We start from the raw sequence: 23676 nt of genomic DNA, 5'->3' as shown, positions 1-23676 counted from the left end.
TAATCCTCCCATCTTATTTTTTAAGATTAAATTTGTCTGCAGCTACACACATTATAACCGAAAGAATCATTACCGGCAACGTACTTCCTATAATTGTATCAGTATTTAAAAATAAACGATACAATATAAATCCTATCCCCCATATAATGAAATTAGTAACATCAACTGATTTTTTCAAGTTGTCCTTTTTTAATATAAAATAATCAGCTATCAAAATAGAAATCATAGGAGCGAAAACCGATCCTATTAAATATAAGAAGTTTTCATATTGTTCAACCGGCGTAAAAACTGCCAGCAAGGTTCCGGATACACATGCCGCAATGGCCATTGTTTTTTCAGGAAGCTTGCTGTTGATAGCATTAAAGCTGACTCCTGCTGAATATACATCCAGAAACGTTGTTGTAACTGTTGAAAATAAAATAATCAGCACTCCCATTAACCCGAATCCTACTTTTAGCATCATCGCAGCAATATCACTTTCGCCAGTATATAACGCTGCTCCAAGGCCTATTGAGTACATAAATACACTTCCTATAAAATACGTAATTACACTTGCACGTGCAGCCACTTTAGGATGCTTGGCATTTTTAGTATAGTCAGAAATTAAAGGAAGCCATGACAATGGCATAGCTATTGAAAGTTCAATTGCCATACCGAAACTCATGCTGCCTGCCACTTCTGCCTGTTCTGTACCACTGAATACAGTAAAGCCTAAAAGTACAGTAAGAATAAACAATCCACCTATTGTAAAGATGTTTATCTTCTCCAAATTTTTATACCCAATCACAACCCATAATAAAATTATTGCTCCGATTATAAAGCTCCAGATTATATCGGATTGGGCTCCTGCACCAGAGTTAAGCATTATTCCCATTGCCTTAGACCCCTGCATTATCATTACAGCTGTCCAACCGACCAACTGTAACACATTGAGCAACGCAAAAAACTTTCTTCCCTGAACGCCGAATGAAAATCCTACGGATTCCATAGAAGATTTTTTGCTTTCCGCCCCTATAATCCCTGAATAATACAATAGTATACATCCGATTATATGACCTATTACTATTGCAATAAAACCTTTTTCAAACCCCAGTGGTACAAATAGTGTTCCTGTGTAAATTTCCGCAATGGATATTGCTGCACCAAACCAAAGTAATCCATTGCTTAATGTTGATGTTTTGTAACTTTCCATAATATAATTCCTTTCATTAAAAATGGGATATGCCGACATGCGGTATATCCCATTTACTTACATAAACAGTTCCCTACGTTGGCATTATCCAAATCAGGTACGGTCGAAACTTTCAGTTTCCTCTCAGCCTATTATTAAGCTCCCGCTTTGTGATTATTAATTTTACTATATTATAATACTAATACTCTCTAATTGCAAAATATTTTTATCATTTAACAATATTCAATTTCCCTATATCAGTTTGCTCTATGTGTGAATTGAAAAATTCTTTCATTACACAAACCATGCTGTACGTATCCATAATACCGGCAGTTTCATAGGATGAATGCATTGCCAGCTGAGCAAGTCCAACATCAACCGTGTTGATGCTTACATTCAGCGAAGCTATATTGCCAAGTGTACTACCACCAGGCATATCAGAGCGGTTTGAATAATGCTGGTACTTCACTCCTGCATTCTCACACAACAATTGGAATACTGCACAGCTTACAGAATCCGTTGTATATTTCTGATTGGCATTATGCTTAATTACTACACCTTCATTCATATATACGCCATTTGAAGGATCGCTTTTTTCCGGATGGTTCGGGTGAACAGCATGTGCATTATCAGCAGATACCATAAATGAAGAAGCAAGGGCACACAAATATTCTTCATCAGCCTTTCCCAAGCTGGAATTAATTCTTTTCAAAACATCCGGCAGAAATGTGGATGCTGCTCCCTGCTTTGTTCCACTTCCTACTTCCTCATTATCGAAACAGCAGTAAACGCTTACGGATTTTGAATTATATCCCTGCATGAAACCTTTCAGTGTAGCATATGCACATTGAAGATTATCAAGCCTCGGTGATGACAAAAATTCATAACCGCCTCCCCATATGCTGGGTTCCATTCGGTTATACAGATACAAATCCGAACTGATTATATTGTCCTTTTGTACATCCGAAAATTCCGCAACCATATCCATTAAATCGCATTCTCCAGCGCATGAAGACCCATACAAAGGCATAAGATCAACCTGTTCGTTGTATTTCATGGCAGAATTTATTTCTCTGTTAATATGTATGGCCACATTAGGAATAATAACCAAGTCTCTATCTATATTAACAAGCCTTGATTCAATACTATTTCCTTTTTTTATTACAATCCTTCCGGCAGCTGACAGAGGTCTGTCAAACCAAGACGAGTAAATCATTCCTCCATATTTTTCAGTATTAAGCTGTATGTATTTATTTTTTGTCTCAATCTTATAGTTGTCCTTAATTTTAAAGTTAGGTGAATCACCGTGAGAAGCCACAATATTAAAGCTGTACTCTTCCAAATCCTCACCTGTCTTAAAAGCTATTATCGAGGATAAATTCCTTGTAACAAAATATTTTTTTTCCTTTTCAATATCCCATTTTTTTCCCTCGCTCAATTCAGTAAATCCATTAGAAATAAGTTCATTCTTTATTTCTTCAACAGCATGAAATGCACTAGGGCTTTTTTTAATGAAATTCATCATTTCTCTCGATATATCCTTATACAATTTTCCACCTCTGAATTATTAAAATTATCATTTATTTTATGATATCACAAAACTTGTTATAATTAAAGCTTCTTCAAAAATTTATAATTTATATTATATAAATAAATTGGGTATATTTTAAATTAATGTTTAAGATATATATAAATATGGTATATCATAAATATCTTAAGTATTTAGGAGGAAAAAATGTATAAGGAAGAATTATCAATCATATCGCAGGCCGTTCTTAACGAAGTAGAAGGCTATGAATTTTATAAGCTGGCCGCAAATCAAGCAACATCACCAGGAACAAAGGAAGCATTTTTAGAGCTGGCAAATGAAGAGCTAAAACATGCCGATTATCTCAAAACCCTATGGAGTAAGCTATCAAATGGCGATAATTTTACAATTGATGACATACTGGAATCCGGCATTGCAGTTCCGTCACCAGAAATATACAAATGGGAAAAGGTAGACAAAAGTAATGCATCAGTAGCTATGTCAGTTTTTGGGATTGGAATTCAGATGGAAAAAAGCTCAATAGAGTTTTATGAAAATGCTAAGTCAAAGGTTTCATCAAAAGAAAGTAAAGACTTGTTTGATATACTGATTGGCTGGGAAAAAGTACATCTTAATCAATTCACAGAGCAATACGATATATTGAAGGAAGATTGGTGGGCTGAACAAGGCTTCGCACCTTTTTAGTTAAAAAAACATGACCACCGGATGAACCGGTGGTCATGTTTTTATGCAGTTTCCCTATTCTTCTTAATTTTTCCCATGTTATCATTTTGACCTATTCCAAGGAATATTGAAGCAATCATTACTACAAGCATAGCATATCCGTAAAATACATATGGCGCAATATCTACAGCTGCCAAAGGTGCACTGCTGTCAGCTGCAAATCCAAGGGTATAAATTACGGCTGGCGTCCATGGAAGACTGTAAACAAAAGTATTGGACTGAGCATCCAAAAGATTTGCAACTCTGTAAGGACTTATGCCGTGCTTTTCACCTAAAGGCTTAGCAAATGAAGAACCTACAGCCAATACTGCCGGCGCGTTTAATCCCATTAATGCCGAAAGTGAAATTACCATGGCTGATATAGTTAATTCCGCACCTTTTCTTGTATCAGTTACTCTATTTAAAGCGTTTAACAGCTTAACATCTCCATGTCCGTTTCTCATAATAGAAATTGAACCGAAAAGCAACAAAGCTAATACTATAACCTGAATCATACTGCTTAACCCTGTCTGTATAACTCCTCCGATTGTACGATCAAGCCCTGTTCCGGATACGGTAAATATAGCAGGTCTAACTGCATCAACTACATCTATTTGAACAAAATCAAACAAACCTGCCGCCACTCCTGTTATAACTCCTACAACAGATCCAACAACAGTAGCTATTATTATATCTCCTGTCTTTATAGCTACCATAATTGTTACAATTACAGGGATGAACATATACAAAGTATTTGGATTATAAGTAACCGTTCCGGCTGCCGCCCCTGCTGTTGCTTTACTTGCCCCGAAAACTATAAGACAGATAATTGTTATAGCACCTGCAGTAAAGGCATATTTTAATCGAGAACGAACTACACCCGGCACATCAACGCCCTGCGATGTAGCAGAACAAATTGTAGTATCAGAAACCGGAGCAAGATTATCACCAAATGCTCCTCCTGAAATAATGGCACCTGCCACAATAGGAGGATACGCTCCTAACGCCACAGCAGCCGGATATAGTACACCCATCCCTGTTGCTATGGTACCGAATCCGGTCCCTGTTGCAGAAGCAAAAACAGCAGATGCAATAAATGTTATAATTACAAATGCAGTGCTACCTACACCCATATTTGCCGCTACTCCTGCTATTCCCAAAGCCAAACCTGAATCTCTTAAAATTCTAGAAAATACACCGGCAAACAACCAGCATACAACAGGAATTATAGCTTCCTTGCTGGCCATACCTTCAATGATTGCATTAGAATATTCCTTTTTATTTTTTGCAAAAAAGAAACCCACAACAATTGCCATAAAAGCAGGTATCCATAACGCACCATCAGATATTGATCCGAAATGGAACGTAGTAGTAATAATTAATGCCAGAAAAACCATAAACGGAACGAAAGAAATCCATTCGCCTCCGTAAAATTCCAACTTCTTTTTTGATTCCATAATAACCTCCATTTTATAATATATTGAACATAGATATCTTAAAGCAATAACCATGCCAATAGTTTTAATAGAGAAATAGTTTAGTTTTATACCAAAAACAGAAAAAAAGCTAGGAACTAATTTGCACATGGCAATTTTCTTCCTAGCAGTATTTTTCCTATCTTGGATAATCTGATACTTCCTTTAAATCATATTCACTTATTTTGTTAAACAACTGTCTTCTGCTTAAATTCATTTTTTTAGCTGCGTGAGTAATATTATTATCACATTGCTTCAGCACTTTAGTTATATATCCTATTTCAAAGTTTCTCTTTGCTTCCTTATACGTCTGAATTTTTTCACTATCATCATATCCATCAGTTATCTCTAACTTTTTGTTGTCATAAATATCTCCTTTTAGAATACTTCCTGATGACAATACAACTAATCTTTCTATAATATTTTTTAGTTCACGGATATTTCCGGGATAACGGTAGTTCAGCAGCTGTTTCTTTGTATCCTCATCTATATCTTTAATGCCTTTTCCCATCTCTCTATTATACCTATTTATAAAAAAATATATTAAGTCAGGTATGTCTTCTTTACGTTCTCTGAGCGGTGGAATTCTTATTTCAATTGTATTTACTCTAAAAAATAAATCTTCACGAAACCTTTCTTCTTCAACTGCCTTTTCCAAATTTTTATTTGTGGCCGATACTAACCTGAAGTCAACATTTATGGGACAGTTTGAACCGATTCTTTCAATCTGTTTCGTTTCTAATACTCTTAGGAGCTTAACCTGAGTTCCCTCTTCAATGTCACCAATTTCATCAAGAAATATTGTACCTCCGTCGGCCTCCTCTAGATGACCGATTCTCTTTGCAGCCGCACCAGTAAAAGCACCTTTTTCATGTCCGAACAGCTCTGATTCTATTAATCCTGAAGAGTAGTACTGACAATTAATCGGGATAAACGGCATGTTTGACCTATTGCTCATGTCATGAATCATATGTGCTATTATTTCCTTGCCTACACCCGATTCTCCGGTAATTAAAACATTTGAATTACTTTTTGCAACTCTTTCCACTAGTTTATATACGTTCTGCATTTCCTTATTGCTGCTTGTGTAGACATACTTGCTCTTGTTATTTGATTTATTAATTTCGTTTATATTTTGCAACTTAAATATTTTGTGGACTTTTTCAATTTCAAGTATTAATTCTTCTGGATTGTGGCTCTTGATAAAATACCCAAACGCACCAATTTTCATTGATTGAACAGCTGTTTCCACACTTCCGTACCCTGTCACCATAATTACTTCAATATTATCATACTTTTTTTTCAATTCACTTAAAAATTCCACACCATTTGTTCCGGGCATCATTATGTCACTTATAATAAGTGGAAAATATTCTTTTTCAATAAGGCTGTACGCTTCGTCAGCAGTTGATACAGCCTCTATGCTGTAACCCTTCTTTGTAAGAAGCATTTTGTAAGTTTCTCTGTAAGCCTCATCATCATCAACAATTAGTATTTTAAACAAACCTGCCATTATCAGACTTCCTTTCTAACGGTATGTTTATTGTAAATACGGTTCCTTCCCCTAATTTACTTTCCACTTCAATTTTACCGTTTAATTTTTCCACCTCAGAATAAACAATAAATAATCCAAGACCTGTACCTTTCCCAAGCTCTTTTGTTGTAAAAAACGGATTATAAATGTTATTCAAGTCACTTTCAGCTATTCCGCTCCCATTATCCTTACAAGTAAAAATAAATATATTATTTTCAACAATTGTGCTTATACTTATTTGACCTCCATTCTCTATTGAATCAATAGAATTAGAAAGGAGATTTAAAATAATGTGCTCAAAGCTTTCTAAATTTAAAGTCAATTCTTTCTCAATGTTGCTTTGAACACTAACTTTTATATTTTTTTTAACCATTGCATCGTTATGCATTTCAACTAACCTTTGAACCATTTGGTTAATGTCGACAGATTTTATTTCCTTGCTTGAAAGCCTTGAAAAGCTTAATATATTTTCAATTATCTTTCCCGATCTGCTCACAGCGGAATCTATAAAGTCCAAAGATTTTCTAATTGAGCCGTCTACCTTATCATTTAGCCTTATTAAATAACTTTGAGTTCTTATAATTCCCAAAGGATTTCTAATTTCATGAGCCATACCGGCAGCAAGTTGTCCAACCGCAATCATTTTGTTAGTTTGAAGCACTTTGTTGCGGTTTATTTTATCCATTGTAATATTTGTAATAGTAATAAGGACTGTTTTGTTTTCATCTTTTAACGGCTGACCGCATATTTCATAAATTTCATTTAAAACCATACCTTCTTTAATTATTTCTCTATTATGGGCATATACTTCATCAATTATACAATTGCTGCAATCGTTGCAAAATTTTCCTATATAACTATTGCAGCCAGAACCGGGTTTACCATCCACTGAAATTTTATAATAATCAGAAAAACTTTTATTAATTTTTAAAACTTTCTTTTCCTTATCTACCACCAGCATAAAATAAAGAATCCCGTCAAATATAGTCTGAAGCTCGTTTTTACTGTTTTCCAATTCCTTTGTTCTTTTTTTTACCTGTTTTTGCAGCGATACGTTGCTTATTATTATGATGATAAATATACCACCTGCTAATACAGATACAATTGCAATTTTCCTTATTATTTCAGCCGTATTTTCCTCACTCATCAGAGGTGTGGATATACCGAACCATTTCTGCTGAATTTTTTCCAACTGGCCTTTATTTTTAACCTGAGCTATTGCTTTATTAAGTATAGCAACCAGCTCAGGCTTATTTTTCGTAACACCCAAAACAGTCTCCTGCTGATACAATATAATATTTGAATATTCAGCATTAAGGTTCTTTTTCCTCTCAGCAAGCAAGTATGCTATAACTGGTTCATCGCCTATTACAGCATCTACATGCCCTTCCAAAAAAAGTTCCACACCTTCTTCAACATTGTTTGTATATACAAGTTCCGCATCCGGATAATTTTCAGATAAATAGCTGTTAGCGTAGTCTCCTGATTCAGTTGCTATTCTCATTTTGTTAATTTGCCTTAACTCAAAACTTTCTGCATACCTAGTCAGCAACACAGTTCTTAAATCATAAATTGAATCAGTAAAAAGATAGTAACCGCTTCTTTCCTCGTTTATAAACATATCACATATTTGTGTTTTGCCTTCCTTTAACGAAGTAAGTGCTTCATCCCATCGCATTGGGACTGTTTGTATGTCAATACCGAGCTCCAAAGATAACTGGTTGACAAAATCAACCACTACACCCTTGTACTGATTGTCTATTTCATCTACGAATCGAAGCGGCGGTGCGCTTTCATTAGCTGCATAAATAATCGCATCTTGACTTTTAAGCCATTTAATTTCTTCGTCAGTAAGATATTTTTTATTGCTCCTGTTTATGACAATATAGACCATAACAAGAAAAATAAAGCATGCCGCAATTATAACTTTCTTTTTCATCTATTTTTAACTATTCAAATACCTTTCCTATACTTTCGCTGAGCAGTAAATTTGCCCTTCTATCCATTGATGTGGGCGATTTGTTTATTAAAACCAGTTTGTTTCCTCTATAATAATTTATAAGTCCGGCAGCCGGGTATACAACAAGCGACGTTCCCGCAATTATTAAAACATCTGCATCTTCTATGTATTCCACTGATTTTTCCAGAACATCCTGATTCAAGCTTTCTTCATACAATACCACGTCTGGCTTAATAATCCCTCCACAGCTGCATCTTGGTATCCCTGCGCTTTCAGCAATCGCATGTACGTCATAAAATTTACCACAATCCATGCAATAGTTCCTGTGAACAGATCCGTGAAGTTCAAGCACGTTTTTACTTCCTGCCGCCTGATGAAGTCCGTCAATATTTTGAGTTATTACCGCTTTTAATTTACCTTGCTTTTCAAGCTCTGCAAGTCTTATATGAGCCATGTTTGGTTTCGCGCCTAAAAATAGCATTTTATTCTTATAAAAATCATAAAACTCTTCTGTATTGCTTCTAAAGAAGCTGTGAGATATCATAGTTTCCGGAGGGTACTTATACTTTTGGTTGTACAGCCCGTCCACACTTCTGAAATCAGGTATTCCACTTTCAGTAGATACTCCCGCTCCTCCAAAAAATACTATATTATCGCTTTTCTTAATTATTTCATATAATTCTTTGTTCATGTTTACCTCCTGCTAAAAATCTTTCTCTAAAATGCACAAACATTATACTATTTTCATTCTATAATACAACATTATACAACTTTCTTCAAATCCGCAATTTTTATAGAGATTCAATGCTTTTTTATTTTTTGTTTCAACTTGAAGGACTATTTCATGTGCACCGGCAGCCTTAAGTTTGTCAATAGACAGCAAAAGAATTTCTCTTCCAAGGCCCTTCCTTCTGAATTCAGGCAGTACTCCTAAACCGTAAATTCCGCCTATTCCTTCATCCAATTCAAGGCGCACCTTTCCTACAATATTATTTCTCGAAAACGCCATAAATGTGCTGCCTATTTGATTTGCATTTTCGTAAAAGTCAAAATTCTTCTCAGCTCCAAAAAAAATAGAATCCATTTCAGCTATTTTTTTTATATCTTTGTTTTCTGCTTTTCCTAAGCTTAAAGATTGCACTATTTTTCCTTTAGGAACATTCCTGCTCAAAAACATATCATATTCTGAATGGTCATAATCAGCTTCCAATCCCCCAATAAATCCCATTCCGGAGATAGATTTATTGTCGCACAGCAACAACATTTCATTATTTTTCCTATTCCTGCATTCGTGGCACACTAAAGAAAAAAGTTTTGAAAATATTCCTTTTTTCCTGAAATCAGGATGAACCATACCGCTAATTTCTAATGCATCTCCTCCGAAATCACATATTCCAGCATACCCCACCAAATTATCATAATCATAAAATAGAAATTCGTTTATATCGGTATTTTCACTGTCTTCTGTTCCGGAATTATTCAATTTATATTCCAATTCAAGCTTGAATGAAATATTATCTCTTGCGGAGCAAAGTTTTTCTAGGCCTTTTATTTCTTGATAAATTTTTTCATTTATATTCTTTCTCAAAATTATATTTGTCATGTTTTCTCCACTATTCTATTTTTTATTGTTTTACTCAATTATAAAATAGTTTCACAAGTAATTCCATTATTATTTTACAAAAATAAAAGCAGCCTGAATCGTTAATTATTCCAGACTGCTCGAGTTTTATCTCTTTTCAATTCTCTTCATAAATATTAACTGTTTTTTCTCCTACCATTTCCATGTTCAGATACTCTTCATGCCTTTTCGGTATTGTAACCACATCAGGATTTCCATCTGAAATAAATCTTTCTCTATTACCATTTTCGTATGATTTAAAGTAGTCGTACATCCCGCAATTATCCACATTTATTTCACTTGCAGTAACTCTGTAGAGGCTTGTAAAATCAGTCAATGTGTCAAATGGAGAGTAAGCCGGTCTCCAACCAACATCCAATATAGCTATAGTCTTATACTTGCTTCCTTCATATTCGCCCTCCATCACACTTCCTGCATACGCATCTTTTGGATTGCTTCCGTGGGGAAGCGCCAATGTTTCAACAGCATAATCCGGCAAATAAGATTTTATAATATTGTTTACTGAACCTATTTCCGCCTGAATGTCCTCTTCACTATCCAATGTCTCCATTTCTAAATGGCTATACGTGTGGTTTCCTACATCATACCCGTTATCAACAAGCCATTTCAATTTTTGCTCTGTATATTCAGACTGTCCGAACGGATTCGTATTCAAAAAAAAGCTTGCAGTTACGTCAAAGTCCGGATATTTATTTTTAAATTCTTCTAGAATTCCAACGGCACAGTCAGAATCAATCACCACATCGCCATCTTTCTCTATATAATTAAAATTATTCTGCCTGCCGTCATCAAATGTCAAAATAATAGGCGTATATCCTGCCTTCGTTTTAATTTCCCCCTTTGCATAGTCATTCAAACTTATCATTTGATATTTGTTGTCATACATGTACTGCAGATCTTTGCGAAAATTGTCCGGTGTTCTCTGCCAGTCCATTTCCTCCTCGCCTATTCCGTGATACATAAGTATCATAATTTCTCCAAGCTCATTTGGCTGTATCGATAAATCAATTTCTTCAATTGGGTCTTCTTCTGATTTTTCAGGCTTCTCTTCAGGATCTTCCGCTTCTTTCGGCTCAACCGACACCTGATTATCCGGTTCGTTTTGTTCCGGCGACTTATCGTCTTGGGCGAAAAAACAGCCAGACAAAATAAAGGCAATTGTAATTGCCATAATTGATAAATATTTTTTCTTCATTTCTATCCCCTTAAAGTTTCTTATGTTTATTTTATAATATATTGAACGAAAAGTCCATATGAAGTATTTTACAAAATTGTGTTGTTATTAATTATTAATTTGATATAATATATATATCTATATATACGGAGGCCATAATGAGCGGTAATAAAATTGCACAGGATAAATTAAAACTGCTGTATATTTTGAATTACATTAATATACCCTTAACCAACATTGAAATAACTAATTTTATACTGGACAATGATATATTGGATTATTTTACTTTGCAGCAGCTTTTAACTGATTTATGCGACTCAAAATTTATTGACTTAGCTTCTAAGAAAGGCAATGAATATTATTCAATATCTGAAGCAGGGAAAACAGCCCTGGATATGTTTGGTGACAAGCTTCCGGAATATTTTTTTAAGCAGGTAGAAAAAAACTTTTCCAGCTTAAAAATGGAAATAAAAAAGCACAGAGACCTTCTAGGCCATTATTACAAAAGAGCAGATGATGAATTTATCGTTTCGCTGCAAGTCATGGAAAATGATTCGACTATTTTCAGTCTCAGCATAAACGTGCCTGATGAAAGTCTCGCCAAAAATATATGCAAAAAATGGGATTCCAACCCTGAGGGTATCTTTTCGAACATATTAAAAACACTTACATCTGATATTAATTGATGATTTTAATACAGCTTGGAGAAAATCCAAGATCTACATATCTTGAAACAACCATTTTATCAATGTCAATAGCACAAATCCGATTCTTTTTTGAATTAGTCACATATACATATTTTTCTCCAACAGCCAGGCTTTCAGGATATCCTCCCAAAAAAACAGTCTTAGCTGTTTTCCTTTTTTCAATATCTATAATATAAAGACTTTTATCAACTATATTTATTAAATAGAGCATTTTATTAATATTATTTATATCAAAATCAGATGATAATCCATCCAGAACTATTACATCTTCAATATTTCCAGATTCCAGATTTATAAAATTAATTTTTGTATGAACATTTCCGTTTACATAGTAGGTCATAATAATTAAACTGTCTTCCCATATAAGCATATGCATTGGCTTCCCATCAGAAGTGAACTGCCTATTCTTTTCTCTGCTATCCAAATATTCAATAATCTCATTTTCTTCATAGCAGCATGTGTACAAACGGCTGTTATTCTTATTAAATAATACATCATGAGGTTTGATGCCTGCCGGAATTGATTCAATCATAGTAAATGCTGACATGTCAATAACCGAAACATTATCAGATTCAAAATTCGCAACATACATACACATATTTTCCTCATCAATGCACATATGGCGAGGATCTCTTCCTACAGTTGCTTCCGATAATTCATTTAAATCAAAATCGTATTTATATATTTTATTATTATATGAATCCGCCAAATACACCGAACTTTCGTAATTTATAATGCTGTGAATTGCACCTTTGTCTCCCTTGCCCAAATTTATGGCTTTTTTGCAAATATAATCTTCCCCCGTTAACTCCATAACAAAAAGCATTTCTCTGCCTTTATATGTACCCGTCACTGATAGTTTAACATCATATTCCATGCAATCACCTCCATACAGTTTATGAAAAAGTTTTAAAGAAGTGAGAAAATTTATAAAATTTGTTTTAATTAGAGAATTATGGGTATTAATATATTAAAGAATATAAATATAAGGAGATTATATGTTAAAAGAAAAAATTGCTAATTTGTTAAACCAACAAATAAACAAAGAATTATTTTCAGCTTATTTATACTTAGATATGGCTAATTATTATATTGATAACGGTCTGGATGGATTCGGAAACTGGTTCAATGTGCAGTCCCAAGAAGAACTTTCCCATGCTATGCTGTTTATCCAGTATCTTCAGAATAACGGTGAAAAAGTAAACATGTCTGAAATAAAAGCTCCAAATATTGGCTTTTCAGATTTTGGTGTTCCTCTGGAAGAATCATTAAAGCATGAGCAGTTTATTACAGCTTCTATTTACAACATATATGATGAAGCATTCCAAAACAAGGATTACAGAACAATGCAATTTTTGGATTGGTTTATAAAAGAACAGGGCGAAGAAGAAAAAAATGCAGAAGATTTAATAACAAAATATAAAGTATTCGGCTCTGATTCTAAGGGTCTGTACATGATAAATTCTGAACTTGCATCAAGAGTTTATTCTCCACCTTCTCTGGTTCTTGACTAGCAGATATAACCTAATTAATATAAACTCTTTAACTAAATGTTAAACACGGCAGTATTAATATATTGCCGTGTTTAATTTATAATAAAAAGCACCCAACTAAATTGGGTGCACTGAATTTGTTAGTATTCTAATAGCGTCTTCATATCCTTTTTCAATCACCCAGACAATTTTGTCATGGCTGGTTTCCAATGTACCGCATAAAAATTTATCAGATGCTATGTCTATTATTGTTTTATCATATTTTCTGCAATAATATTTTCCGTGACAGAGACGCGCTGTATTATAACATCACAACTTTTCGAACTGCTGTTATCAACAGAAAATTTTATTTTTCTTTACAGTTTCGAACTACTTTCATAATCCCCCTTTACGAATGAAGCTGCATTCAGTGCACCTATGGATGTGCTCACTAAACAATCATAGTTTATTTCAAGTTCTCTTAAAGCTCTCAGTACTCCTGACTGATACGCTCTATTGTCTCCGTCTCCTTCCAAAACGGTTCCTTTTTTTAATCCTTTGTTCATATTATCTCCTACTATGAATTTATCTGCTTGTGTTGTTGGCAGTACTGGGTATGCAAATTTTCGTTCCTACTATTAGAAAGTTAGCAGGCCTTAGACTCGGATTAGCAATTAGCAACTGAGAAGGCGTCATATTATTTGCTGTTGCAATAGTAGCCAGACTGTCACCAGCTTTAATTATATATTCTGTAGTATTCGGGCCGCAGGCAGCAAAGGTTTCAATAGGTATGCATATATCTGATCCTGGGACTATAACATTGGGATTAAAATCAGGATTATTTTCCTTAAGTTCATTCAAACTTAAATTGTATCCTATCAAAATATCACTTAGCCTTGTTCCCTGTGCAATTGTAACAACTGTACCAAAGGGACACCCCTCCGGGACATTAGGTATGCATATTTCCTGCCCAACCTTTAAATCATAAGGATTAGCCTCAGGGTTAGCTTCCAGCAAAAGATTAAGCGGTAGATTATATCTTTGTGCAATATTGTAGAAACTTTCTCCCTCCCTGATTATATAATAAGCTCCGTTAATGCAGGGAGGTCTTTCCGGTACCCTTGGAACGCACAATGACATTCCTTCTGTCAATGTTCTCAGCCTCAATGTTGGGTTCAATTCAAGCAGGCCCACTAAATTCGTTCCGAATCTGGCTGCAATTGAATTCAACGTATCGCCCGGTTGTACAACATAAGGCATAGTACTTGCATTGGGGCATTCAACATGGTTTTGGTTTTGTCTATTTATCATTATAGAATCACCTCATAAAATATAATTTGTTATTTTATAATATTCATGAGGTGATGAAAGTTTCTTAAATTTTATGCTTAGCTGAAAGAATTCTTATCTCTTTGACTTACGGCAAGCTTGTCACATCGCTCATTATAAACATGTCCGTTATGTCCCAGAACATGGACAAATTTAACCCTGTGCACCTGAGTTGCAGCTAGCAACCTCTGCCACAGTTCTTTATTAAGGACTATTTTTCCGTCAGCTTTCTTCCAATTTTTTTTCTGCCAGGAATCAATCCATCCTTTATTGAAAGCATCGGTAACATACTTTGAATCCGTAGTAATAGTTACATCACATGGTTCTTTTAATGCCTCAAGTCCCACAATAACGCCCATAAGCTCCATTCTGTTGTTTGTTGTATTCTTTTCTCCCCCGCTCAATTCCATTTCTTTGCCATTATACTCCAGTATGACACCGTATCCTCCCGGGCCTGGATTTCCGCTGCATGCACCATCTGAGTATATATTGACTTTCTTCATTATTTTTCCGCCTTTTGTTTTATTAGCATAACTCTCAGTATGCCGTAATGATCTTCCATCTCCTTTAATATATCTTCTGTTAATTCTCCCACAATATCTATAATATTACAAGCATAATCTCCCTTGCTCTTGTTTACCATTCCTATGATATTTATATTTCTGCTGGCCAAAGCTGTTGTCATTTTACCAATCATATTTGGTATATTTTTATTAAGCACTACCATTCTGTCTGTCCCAGGATATCTCTCCATTGAGCAGTCGGGAAAGTTTACCGAGTTTGTAATATTACCTTTTTCAAGATACTCTTTAAGCTGGGTAACAGCCATTTCAGCGCAATTTTCTTCAGCCTCATATGTTGAACCGCCTAAATGAGGTATGCAGACTACATTTTTAGTTTTTAGAAGCTTTTCGTTAGGCAAATCTGATACGTGGTATCCAACTTTTCCACTTTCAAGCGCCTCAGCTAAATCATCCTCATTAACAACCCCATGTCGCGCAAAATTCAAAATCTTTACTCCGTCTTTCATGAACTTTATATTTTCTTTATTAATATAATTTTTAGTTTCTTCGTTATAAGGAGTGTGAATTGTAATATAATCACTTTTTTTGTATAAATCATTTATATCACTTGTATACTGCACGTCCCAAGAGAGCCCGAGCGCGTTTTTTACTGAAATATAAGGGTCATATCCTATTACTTCCATACCTAATTTTATGCCTAGGTTTGCGACTCTGTGTCCAACATTTCCCAGTCCTATTACACCGAGAGTTTTCCCCTTTATTTCGGGACCGACAAATTGTGATTTACCTTTCTCAACAGTATCAACCACATCACAATCCAGACTTTTAGTCCAATTAATGCTGTCTACAACTTTTCTTGAAGACACTAAAAGCCCCAGAAATGTCAATTCACATACTGCATTTGCATTAGCTCCCGGGGCGTTAAATACAACAATTCCTTCATCTGCGCACCTTTCTACCGGAATATTGTTTACACCTGCACCTGACCTTGCTATTGCCTTAAGCTTTCTTGAAAACTGCATGTCATGTATGTCCATACTTCGCATAACTATTCCGTCTGCATCACTGGTTTCTTCGCGGACTATATTATATTTGTCTTCAGAAAACAAATTCATGACATCACTTGGTATTTTGCTAAATAACGCTATTTTATACATAATTGCAACCTCCCATAATCTAAATTATGAGTCTTAGTATACAACTACACCACGTTAAAATCAAGAATAAAAATACAAAGTCATATGTTTTTTAAAAAAATTCGGGTCAAATACATTGTATTTGACCCCAGTAAGTACAGTCTATCTACAGCAGCCTCTTCCAAAAAAACCATCACCGCATAGTAGAAAATAAATTACAGCTATTATTATTATCCATTCAAGCCAATTGTTGTCGCATCCTACACCACCGCCGCAGCATCCAAAGTTTGTTGCTTTTATTTCATCTGACATATATATTTCACCTCTCTTAGATTATAGTTCAATATATGTCAGCGTCGTATTTTTGTGAATGTCATCATCAAATGATTTTTATTTTATAATATTTCTAATGTCGAATAAACTGTATCTACCAATTCTTCTATGTTTAAACTGCTTTCTGATCTTAATATTGAGTCAAGTTTAGGGTTTATCAAAGGATGTGATGGTGCAAAAACAGAGCAGCAGTCATCGAATGGTAAAATAGATGTTTCATAAGTTCCTATTTCCCGGGCTCTTTCCATTATTTCTGTCTTGTCCATTCCTACTAAAGGTTTTAATATAGGCATTTCAATTGCATTTTCAATTACCGTCATTGACTTCATGGTTTGACTTGCTACCTGTCCCAGACTTTCTCCTGTTATAAGCATTTCCATTTTGTTTTCTTTTGCTATTCTTTCTGCAATTCTCATCATGAATCTGCGCGCAAGTATAGTTGTTTCTTCTTCTCTGCAGAATTCTTTGATTGCTTTGTGTATTTCCAGCATGTTTATGCTGAACAGCTTAATCTTACCGCAGTATTCTTCCAATAATTCTTTTAATTTTTTCACCTTTTCGTTAGCTCTTTCGGAAGTAAAAGGATATGTATGAAAGTAAAGCGCATGTATTTCTACGCCTCTTTTGGCTATCATATACCCTGCTACAGGACTGTCAATCCCTCCTGACAAAAGTAAAAGCGCCCGCCCGCACGATCCTATTGGCATTCCTCCTACAGTTTTAATCTTCTCTGATGAGATGTAACAGTTTTTCTTTATGTCTATATATATCTCAATATCAGGATTATGCACATCAACCGTTACATCATTAAACGCCTCCAATATCCTGCCACCTACTTCGGCACTGAATTCCATGGATTTTATAGGAAATTCCTTATCACTTCTTTTTGTCTTTATTTTAAATGTTTTTATATTCTGTTTTTCTTTGAGATAGGCAAAAAGTTCTATTGATTTTTTTATTATTGTTTCAGGATCCTTTTCTGTTCTTATAGACGGCATAATGCTGACGATTCCAAAAATCTTTTTTGTTTTTTCTATAATTCCATCCATATCCTCTTCATTGCTTGTTTCAATAAAAACTTTGCCTAAATCCTTATATATGGACAATTTGTTGAAATCCTTCAATGCAAATCTAACCTGTTCAATTAACTGATGTTCAAATTTCCCTCTGTTCTTTCCTTTTAAAAATATTTCTCCAAAACTTGCCGCTACAATATTATACATACATTATCCTTCCTATTTCATAATTTTTCTTATATCTTCAACCGATTGCTTAATGCTGTGCACTGCATATTCCACTTCATCTTCGGTATTTAAAAGTCCCAAGCTGATGCGTATGGTTCCGTGTAAATAGTCACGGTCTAATTTTATTGATTCCAATATCCTGTTTGTTTTCGCCTTTGAAGAACAGGCTGACCCTGTTGAAACAAATATACCTTGCTGCTCGAGATAATGAACAAGCACTTCTGCTTTTACATTTTTAAATGAAATACTGAGTATGTGAGGAGCACCATCATTTTTCATAGAGCTGTTAATTTTAATATCTTTTATCTCTTCTGACAACCTTTTTGCATAAAGATACTTTAAGTTTTGCAGTTTTTCAGTTTCTTCCCTGAAATTTTCGCAAATAAGCCTGCATGCTTCCCCAAATCCTACAATTCCCGGAGTATTTTCTGTTCCTGGTCTGATTGACTTTTCCTGTCCTCCCCCAAATGTTATGCAGTTAATACCAGATCCTGAACGCACAAAAAGCCCTCCCACTCCTTTAGGTCCATGAATTTTGTGACTGCTGAATGCAATGGTGTCAACAGGAAGCTTGTTTGTGTCAATTTTAATTTTTCCGAAAGACTGCACAGCATCAATATGAATTTTTGCATCCTTGTTTTTATCTTTGATAATCTTTGTTATGCTGTTTAAGTCCTGTACTATTCCTACTTCATTGTTTACATGCATGATTGAAACAAGAATTGTGTTGTGATCAACCAATTCATTTAGATTATCTTGATCAACTTTTCCCATTTTGTCCACTTCAACATATCGTATCTCCATCTTGTCTTTAAAATGGTTGATAGTATTATATACAGATGAATGTTCAATTTTGGTAGTAACTATATTATGCCTTTTTTCACAATTTGACAAGGAGCTTATAATCGCAATATTATTGCTTTCAGTCCCTCCACCGGTAAAATAAATTTCGCTTGCTTTTGAATTAATAATCTTTGATACATTCTTCCTTGATTCTTCTATTTTCTTTTCTATCTGCAGACCCATTCTGTGAAGAGATGACGGATTTCCGTAATAGTTTTCGTTCACATCTATGATTTGCTCCAATACTTTCTTTCTTACCTTGGTTGTAGCACTATTGTCTAAATAAACTGTTTTCATGATTACCTCTTTCTAGAAATACTAATTTATAATAACTTAAAAATTTTGTAAAAAAAACTTGCAAATCAGCATTATCTCTGTTATAATAGTCCATGGTTATCCCCCCCGATAACCAAATATATTCCCAATACCCCTTTTATGCATATTAATGCTTCACAACAATGGCCACAAGGCCATTTTTGTGTTATTGGGCTTTTCACCCTAACATTCTCACTTACCCAGCTCCTTATTTACTTCATTCATATATAGACTTCCCAACTTCTTAACAGTTTCGTTTTCTGAAGATTCAAACATTAAATCGTTAATTGAGCGAATGGGTAAAACATCATTAGATGTTCCTGTTATAAAAGCTCCGTCAAACGAATTTAGTTCTTCGGTCGAAACGAACTTTTTCTCCACTGTTATTCCATTGTTTTCACATATTTCAATAACCTTGTTTCTTGTTACGCCCAATAGAACTGACGAGTCGGGAGATGTTATTACAGTGTTATTCTTAACAAAAAAAACATTCGACCTGCTTCCTTCACTTACAGTTCCGTCATCATTTACAAGAATAACTTCATAAGCATGATTCTCATCTGCTATTTGCTTAACCCTTGCTTTATATTCCTTTTGAAATGCCTTAACATTAGGGTTGCTCCTCTGCACCCTTGCCGTTACAGTATGTATTCCGATACGGAATTCCTCTTCTGATGGATAGTAGCTTTCAATGAAGTAAAACAAAGTTATTTCTTTATTATTAAAATAATATGACACTCTTACATTGCAGTTGTCGAATCTATTTTCGCTTATCAATAGCTCCATGGATTTTTTAAACTCATCATAGTTCAAATTTCCTCTTACATTACTTAAATGAATGCTTTCTTTCATTCGTTCATAATGCTCTTTAAGAAATATAGGTTTTCGCTTTATAACTCTTATGACTTCATATATTTTGGCATTATCCTCATTAAGAAGTTCCTCCAGACGCATCTTAGTTATTATTTTACCGTTGCTTACATTATTTTCAGATACTATATTCATTTTCTGCTCCTTTCCAGAATGATCTGATTTCATTTTTTGCTTCCTCTGTGCTTTTAATTTTAACACAATGATTCCAATGCCCTGGAAAGAGATTTAGATATCCTCTTTCACACAGCCTTGAATCTATGAGCAATACTACTCCAGTATCATTTTCTGTTCTGATGACTCTGCCTGCAGACTGCAGTATCTTGTTAAATCCAGGATATTTATACGCAAAATCATAGCCAGAATTAAATTTTATATCAAAGAAATTTCTGATAATATTTCTTTCATAGGATATCTGTGGTATTCCTGTACCTATTATAACTGCTCCTATTAATTTTTCAAGCGGCAAATCTATCCCTTCGGAAAAAATTCCTCCTACAACTGTAAAAAGGACTACATCTGTTTCATTTCTAAACCTATCTGTAATTTTAACCTGTTCATCCTCATTAATTCCCTGTTTTTGAAATATAATATTAGAACAATCAAATATCTGACTATAGGTATCATAAACTTTCTCCATAAAGCTGTATGATGGGAAAAACACCATGTAATTTCCTTTTTTATTGGATATTATTTCATAAATATACTTGCATGCCGTATCTATGTTTGAATCGCGAACAGCATACTTCATAGATATGTTTTCAGTGACCATAAGCTTTAATTTTTCAATCTCAAATGGAGAGTCTATCCTCATAATATAATCGCTGTCGTCTCCACCAAGAATGTACCTGAAATATTTCAGCGGTGTAAGAGTTGCGGAAAAAAACACCGATGACCATGCCTTTTTTAGTATCTGCCTTAAAACATCCGAAGGATCAATTAAAAATAGCTTTACCTTTGTTTGCTTTGAAGTAAAATCAGCAAAATAGCAGAAATTTTTATCAGCTATTTCAGAAATTTTCATAAAAAACATTCCCTTGAAGTATATGTCAACAAGCTCTTCAGGAACATTGTCATTTTTCTTATCATTAATGAAGTCATCAGCAAGCGCAGTAAATTTTCTGACATGATTAATCAGGTCTGATGGATCTTCATCAAATATATACGGCTCATCTGATTTCTTTTTAATTTCAATAAATTTTTTATTTATATTAGACAGACATCTACTGATTTTTTTATCTGTTTTTTTCATTATTTTATATAATGCATAGAATTCCTCTTTAACAAGCTCAGGTGAATACATGCTTCTTGTTCTGTCCTCAAGATTGTGAGCTTCGTCAATGAGAAGTATGTCATTGCTGTTTTTAAAAACATCATCTCTCTGAAGCGCAACCCTCGGATCAAAATAATAGTTGTAGTCACATATTACCGCATCTGACATATATGCAAGATCAAGACTAAATTCAAACGGACAGATTTCATATTTTCTGCTAATTTTTTCTATAAAATCTCTATCATACAAACAAATATTTTTTATAGAATTTTTCAAAGGAGTATTTAACTTATCATAGTACCCCCTTGCATATGGACAATACTCCGGTTCGCAGTCTGTTTCATCCATAAAACATATTTTTTCTTTGGCCGTAATTACTGTTGTCCTTAATTTAAGTCCTTTTTCAATCATTAATTTTACAGTATCAAATGCTATTGATTTTGTTGAGGATTTTGCTGTAAGATAATAAATTTTAGAATTACTTTTATAATTAAGCGATTTTATAGCAGGAAACAGAACAGATATAGTCTTTCCCACTCCGGTAGGCGCTTGAGCAAAGAGCTTTCTGCCTTCTTTGATTGTTCTAAAAACTGCAACAGAAAAATTCCTTTGTCCTTTTCTGTAATCATTAAAAGGAAATTTTAATTCCTCAATTGATTCTTCGCGTTCCTTTCTAAGGCTGATAATTGTCTCTGCCCATTCTACGTACATATTTAGGACTTCATAAAAAAATAGCTCTAGTTCGTCCATGGTATATGTATAAAGCAATGTTTTTGTCTTTCCTGTTTCTAAGTTATAATATCTTAACTGAACGCATAATTCATCGATTCTTTTTTCATTTCCGTAAATATATGCATAGCATTTAGCCTGAGCAAGATGTGCGGCATTATAACCTTTATCTATGCGTTCTAAATCTGTGTACGTTGATTTTATTTCATCTACAGTAATGCGGCCTTTTTCTGTTATTATGCCATCCGCTCTTCCCTCAATAACAAATGTTATATTTTTAAGCGCAAACTCTTCTTTCAGATAGAACTCCTTCTGGTAGCTTTCACCCATTTGGGATTGTAGAATTTTATGAGCTTTAATTCCTTCCAGTGCTCTATCAGCGCTCATGGCCTTTATATTTATATCTCCGCTTTTGTATACAAATTCAACCAGTTCTCTAACTGATAGCTTTATGGTATCCATATATTCTCCTCGTGCAGTCAAGACAAAAAAATAAACACTTAACAGTGTCTATTATAACAAAAAACATATGGAATATAAAGCTCATTTTAGATATTGTACGCAGATGACCCTGTTCCCGTCAATTGCAAATTTATCGGACAATCCTTCCACAAGCATAAGCCCCCGTCCTGATTCGCAAAAATCATAATCTCCAAATGCCTTATGCTTATAAGATATTCCGGCTCCCTCATCTTTAACATCAATAATAATGCATGAATTATCAATATTAAGATTTATACTGATTTTCTTGTTAAAATCAAGTTTATTTCCGTGTAATACGCCGTTAATTATAAGTTCATTTAAAATTATTTTAGTATTGAAAAAGATATCTTCGTTTAATCTGTCCTTGATATTAATAAGAATTTCTTCTACAACGCCCTTTACGCTGCCTATATCACTGTGGACTTTTGTTTCAAATTCATAAATCATCATTATTCCTCCAGTATTAATTAATATACCCCTATTTAATTTCTTTAAACTATATGTATATTAATTAGCAAGGAAAATTTATCAAATTTTCTAGATTTTATTCATTTTCTAAGCCCACTAATTGTGCGAACAGGTTCCATGTATCTTCAACTCCGGCTTTAGATACGGCTGAGAACGGAATCACCATACTGCTGTCCTTAATATTAAGTACTTTTCTAATCGCAGCCAAGCTTTTTATTTGTTGTGATCTTGACAGCTTATCTGCTTTTGCAGCTATAACATATCCTTCAAATCCGCACCTTTTTATCCATTCATACATCTGTATATCATTCTTCCCAGGTTCATGCCTAATATCAACTAGTAAAATAACCTGCCTGAGCTGCGGTCTGTTGTGCAGGTATGTATCTATCATCTTTCCCCACTTACCAATCTCTGTTTTAGAAACCTTCGCATACCCATACCCCGGTAAATCCACAAAATTCATCGTATCGTTAATATTATAGAAATTTATGGTCTGAGTCTTTCCGGGCTGAGAACTTGTTCTTGCGAGACTTCTTCTATTTAAAAGGGCATTAATCATCGAAGATTTACCTACATTTGACTTGCCTGCAAATGCAATTTCGGGAACAACAGTTTCAGGATATTGTTCTTTCTTAGCAGCTGTTATAAGAAGTTCTGCTTTTCTTATTATCATATTTACCTTCCTTTATGTAGGTGAACAATTATCTTACGTCTATACGTTATAATTGTTCACCTCTTGTTGT

The 23676-nt window shown here is 34.3% G+C and carries 23 protein-coding genes and 1 riboswitch; of the genes, 3 read left to right on the top strand and 20 right to left on the bottom strand.

Annotated features, from left to right (window positions below; all coding sequences use genetic code 11):
* Positions 1 to 13 precede the first annotated feature (13 nt).
* Both cytX and RBQ61_RS10825 read right to left on the bottom strand, forming a co-directional pair.
* A complete protein-coding gene (gene cytX / locus RBQ61_RS10830) occupies positions 14 to 1192 on the bottom strand; it encodes a putative hydroxymethylpyrimidine transporter CytX (protein ID WP_308137336.1) in 1179 nt (392 codons plus the stop codon).
* Positions 1193 to 1245: 53 nt separating this feature from the next.
* Positions 1246 to 1348, bottom strand: a riboswitch (TPP riboswitch).
* Between the two features lie 52 nt (positions 1349 to 1400).
* Entirely contained in the window at positions 1401 to 2720 is a 1320-nt protein-coding gene (locus tag RBQ61_RS10825) for a M18 family aminopeptidase (protein WP_308137335.1), read from the bottom strand.
* Between the two features lie 186 nt (positions 2721 to 2906).
* Between RBQ61_RS10825 and RBQ61_RS10820 the strand changes: the two genes are divergently transcribed.
* Positions 2907 to 3404 carry a ferritin family protein gene (locus tag RBQ61_RS10820; RefSeq protein ID WP_308137334.1) on the top strand — a complete coding sequence of 166 codons (498 nt, stop codon included), beginning with the start codon at positions 2907 to 2909 and terminating at the stop codon, positions 3402 to 3404.
* A gap of 41 nt (positions 3405 to 3445) precedes the next feature.
* Here the strand turns inward: RBQ61_RS10820 and RBQ61_RS10815 are convergent, their stop codons facing one another.
* The 6 genes from RBQ61_RS10815 to RBQ61_RS10790 all read right to left on the bottom strand — a co-directional run bounded on the left by RBQ61_RS10815 (position 3446) and on the right by RBQ61_RS10790 (position 11228).
* Positions 3446 to 4879 (bottom strand): Na+/H+ antiporter NhaC family protein, encoded by a 1434-nt coding sequence (locus RBQ61_RS10815; RefSeq protein WP_308137333.1) that lies wholly within the window; start codon positions 4877 to 4879, stop codon positions 3446 to 3448.
* 157 nt (positions 4880 to 5036) lie between these two features.
* Positions 5037 to 6410, bottom strand: coding sequence for a sigma-54 dependent transcriptional regulator (locus RBQ61_RS10810; RefSeq protein WP_308137332.1), 1374 nt, complete (start codon positions 6408 to 6410; stop codon positions 5037 to 5039).
* Positions 6394 to 8370, bottom strand: coding sequence for a transporter substrate-binding domain-containing protein (locus tag RBQ61_RS10805; RefSeq protein WP_308137331.1), 1977 nt, complete (start codon positions 8368 to 8370; stop codon positions 6394 to 6396). Before RBQ61_RS10805 ends, RBQ61_RS10810 begins: the two co-directional genes overlap by 17 nt.
* Positions 8371 to 8380: 10 nt before the next feature.
* Positions 8381 to 9082, bottom strand: a complete 702-nt coding sequence (locus tag RBQ61_RS10800) for an NAD-dependent protein deacylase (RefSeq protein ID WP_308137330.1) — start codon at positions 9080 to 9082, stop codon at positions 8381 to 8383.
* 42 nt (positions 9083 to 9124) lie between these two features.
* Positions 9125 to 9994 (bottom strand): GNAT family N-acetyltransferase, encoded by an 870-nt coding sequence (locus tag RBQ61_RS10795; protein ID WP_308137329.1) that lies wholly within the window; start codon positions 9992 to 9994, stop codon positions 9125 to 9127.
* Positions 9995 to 10130: 136 nt separating this feature from the next.
* The gene (locus RBQ61_RS10790; RefSeq protein WP_308137328.1) at positions 10131 to 11228 is read right to left on the bottom strand and encodes a polysaccharide deacetylase family protein; all 1098 of its coding nucleotides are present in this window, start codon (positions 11226 to 11228) and stop codon (positions 10131 to 10133) included.
* A gap of 137 nt (positions 11229 to 11365) precedes the next feature.
* On the opposite strand from RBQ61_RS10790, the gene RBQ61_RS10785 reads away from it, so the two are divergent.
* Positions 11366 to 11893, top strand: a complete 528-nt coding sequence (locus RBQ61_RS10785) for a DUF4364 family protein (RefSeq protein ID WP_308137327.1) — start codon at positions 11366 to 11368, stop codon at positions 11891 to 11893.
* Here RBQ61_RS10785 and RBQ61_RS10780 read toward each other — a convergent pair.
* Entirely contained in the window at positions 11886 to 12791 is a 906-nt protein-coding gene (locus RBQ61_RS10780; RefSeq protein ID WP_308137326.1) for a YncE family protein, read from the bottom strand. The two genes, RBQ61_RS10785 and RBQ61_RS10780, sit on opposite strands and share 8 nt — an antisense overlap.
* A 121-nt stretch (positions 12792 to 12912) precedes the next feature.
* Here RBQ61_RS10780 and RBQ61_RS10775 point away from each other — a divergent pair, with 121 nt between their 5' ends.
* Positions 12913 to 13428 (top strand): ferritin, encoded by a 516-nt coding sequence (locus RBQ61_RS10775; RefSeq protein ID WP_308137325.1) that lies wholly within the window; start codon positions 12913 to 12915, stop codon positions 13426 to 13428.
* Between the two features lie 335 nt (positions 13429 to 13763).
* On the opposite strand, the gene RBQ61_RS10770 is transcribed toward RBQ61_RS10775, so the two are convergent.
* The 11 genes from RBQ61_RS10770 to yihA all read right to left on the bottom strand — a co-directional run bounded on the left by RBQ61_RS10770 (position 13764) and on the right by yihA (position 23606).
* Positions 13764 to 13952, bottom strand: coding sequence for a patatin-like phospholipase family protein (locus RBQ61_RS10770; RefSeq protein WP_308137324.1), 189 nt, complete (start codon positions 13950 to 13952; stop codon positions 13764 to 13766).
* A gap of 19 nt (positions 13953 to 13971) precedes the next feature.
* Positions 13972 to 14697, bottom strand: a complete 726-nt coding sequence (locus RBQ61_RS10765; protein ID WP_308137323.1) for a LysM peptidoglycan-binding domain-containing protein — start codon at positions 14695 to 14697, stop codon at positions 13972 to 13974.
* Positions 14698 to 14774: 77 nt separating this feature from the next.
* Positions 14775 to 15218 (bottom strand): ribonuclease HI, encoded by a 444-nt coding sequence (gene rnhA / locus RBQ61_RS10760; RefSeq protein WP_308137322.1) that lies wholly within the window; start codon positions 15216 to 15218, stop codon positions 14775 to 14777.
* Positions 15218 to 16396, bottom strand: coding sequence for a 3-phosphoglycerate dehydrogenase family protein (locus RBQ61_RS10755; RefSeq protein WP_308137321.1), 1179 nt, complete (start codon positions 16394 to 16396; stop codon positions 15218 to 15220). The genes rnhA and RBQ61_RS10755 overlap by 1 nt, the downstream gene beginning before the upstream one ends.
* Positions 16397 to 16537: 141 nt before the next feature.
* Positions 16538 to 16687, bottom strand: a complete 150-nt coding sequence (locus RBQ61_RS10750) for a hypothetical protein (RefSeq protein WP_308137320.1) — start codon at positions 16685 to 16687, stop codon at positions 16538 to 16540.
* Positions 16688 to 16770: 83 nt separating this feature from the next.
* Complete coding sequence (thiI, locus tag RBQ61_RS10745; protein WP_308137319.1) at positions 16771 to 17931, bottom strand: tRNA uracil 4-sulfurtransferase ThiI; 1161 nt, start codon at positions 17929 to 17931, stop codon at positions 16771 to 16773.
* 12 nt (positions 17932 to 17943) lie between these two features.
* The gene (locus RBQ61_RS10740) at positions 17944 to 19092 is read right to left on the bottom strand and encodes a cysteine desulfurase family protein (RefSeq protein ID WP_308137318.1); all 1149 of its coding nucleotides are present in this window, start codon (positions 19090 to 19092) and stop codon (positions 17944 to 17946) included.
* A 210-nt stretch (positions 19093 to 19302) separates the two neighbouring features.
* Complete coding sequence (locus RBQ61_RS10735) at positions 19303 to 20115, bottom strand: aminotransferase class IV (RefSeq protein ID WP_308137317.1); 813 nt, start codon at positions 20113 to 20115, stop codon at positions 19303 to 19305.
* On the bottom strand, positions 20099 to 22444 hold the full coding sequence (locus RBQ61_RS10730) for an ATP-dependent DNA helicase (protein ID WP_308137316.1): 2346 nt from the start codon (positions 22442 to 22444) through the stop codon (positions 20099 to 20101). The genes RBQ61_RS10735 and RBQ61_RS10730 overlap by 17 nt, the downstream gene beginning before the upstream one ends.
* 81 nt (positions 22445 to 22525) lie before the next feature.
* Entirely contained in the window at positions 22526 to 22915 is a 390-nt protein-coding gene (locus RBQ61_RS10725; RefSeq protein WP_308137315.1) for an ATP-binding protein, read from the bottom strand.
* Between the two features lie 94 nt (positions 22916 to 23009).
* The gene (gene yihA / locus RBQ61_RS10720; protein WP_308137314.1) at positions 23010 to 23606 is read right to left on the bottom strand and encodes a ribosome biogenesis GTP-binding protein YihA/YsxC; all 597 of its coding nucleotides are present in this window, start codon (positions 23604 to 23606) and stop codon (positions 23010 to 23012) included.
* Between the last annotated feature and the right edge of the window lie 70 nt (positions 23607 to 23676).

It is taken from the genome of Sedimentibacter sp. MB35-C1 (assembly GCF_030913635.1).
GTDB lineage: Bacteria > Bacillota > Clostridia > Tissierellales > Sedimentibacteraceae > Sedimentibacter.
This window is presented reverse-complemented; position numbering and strand designations above follow the sequence as displayed.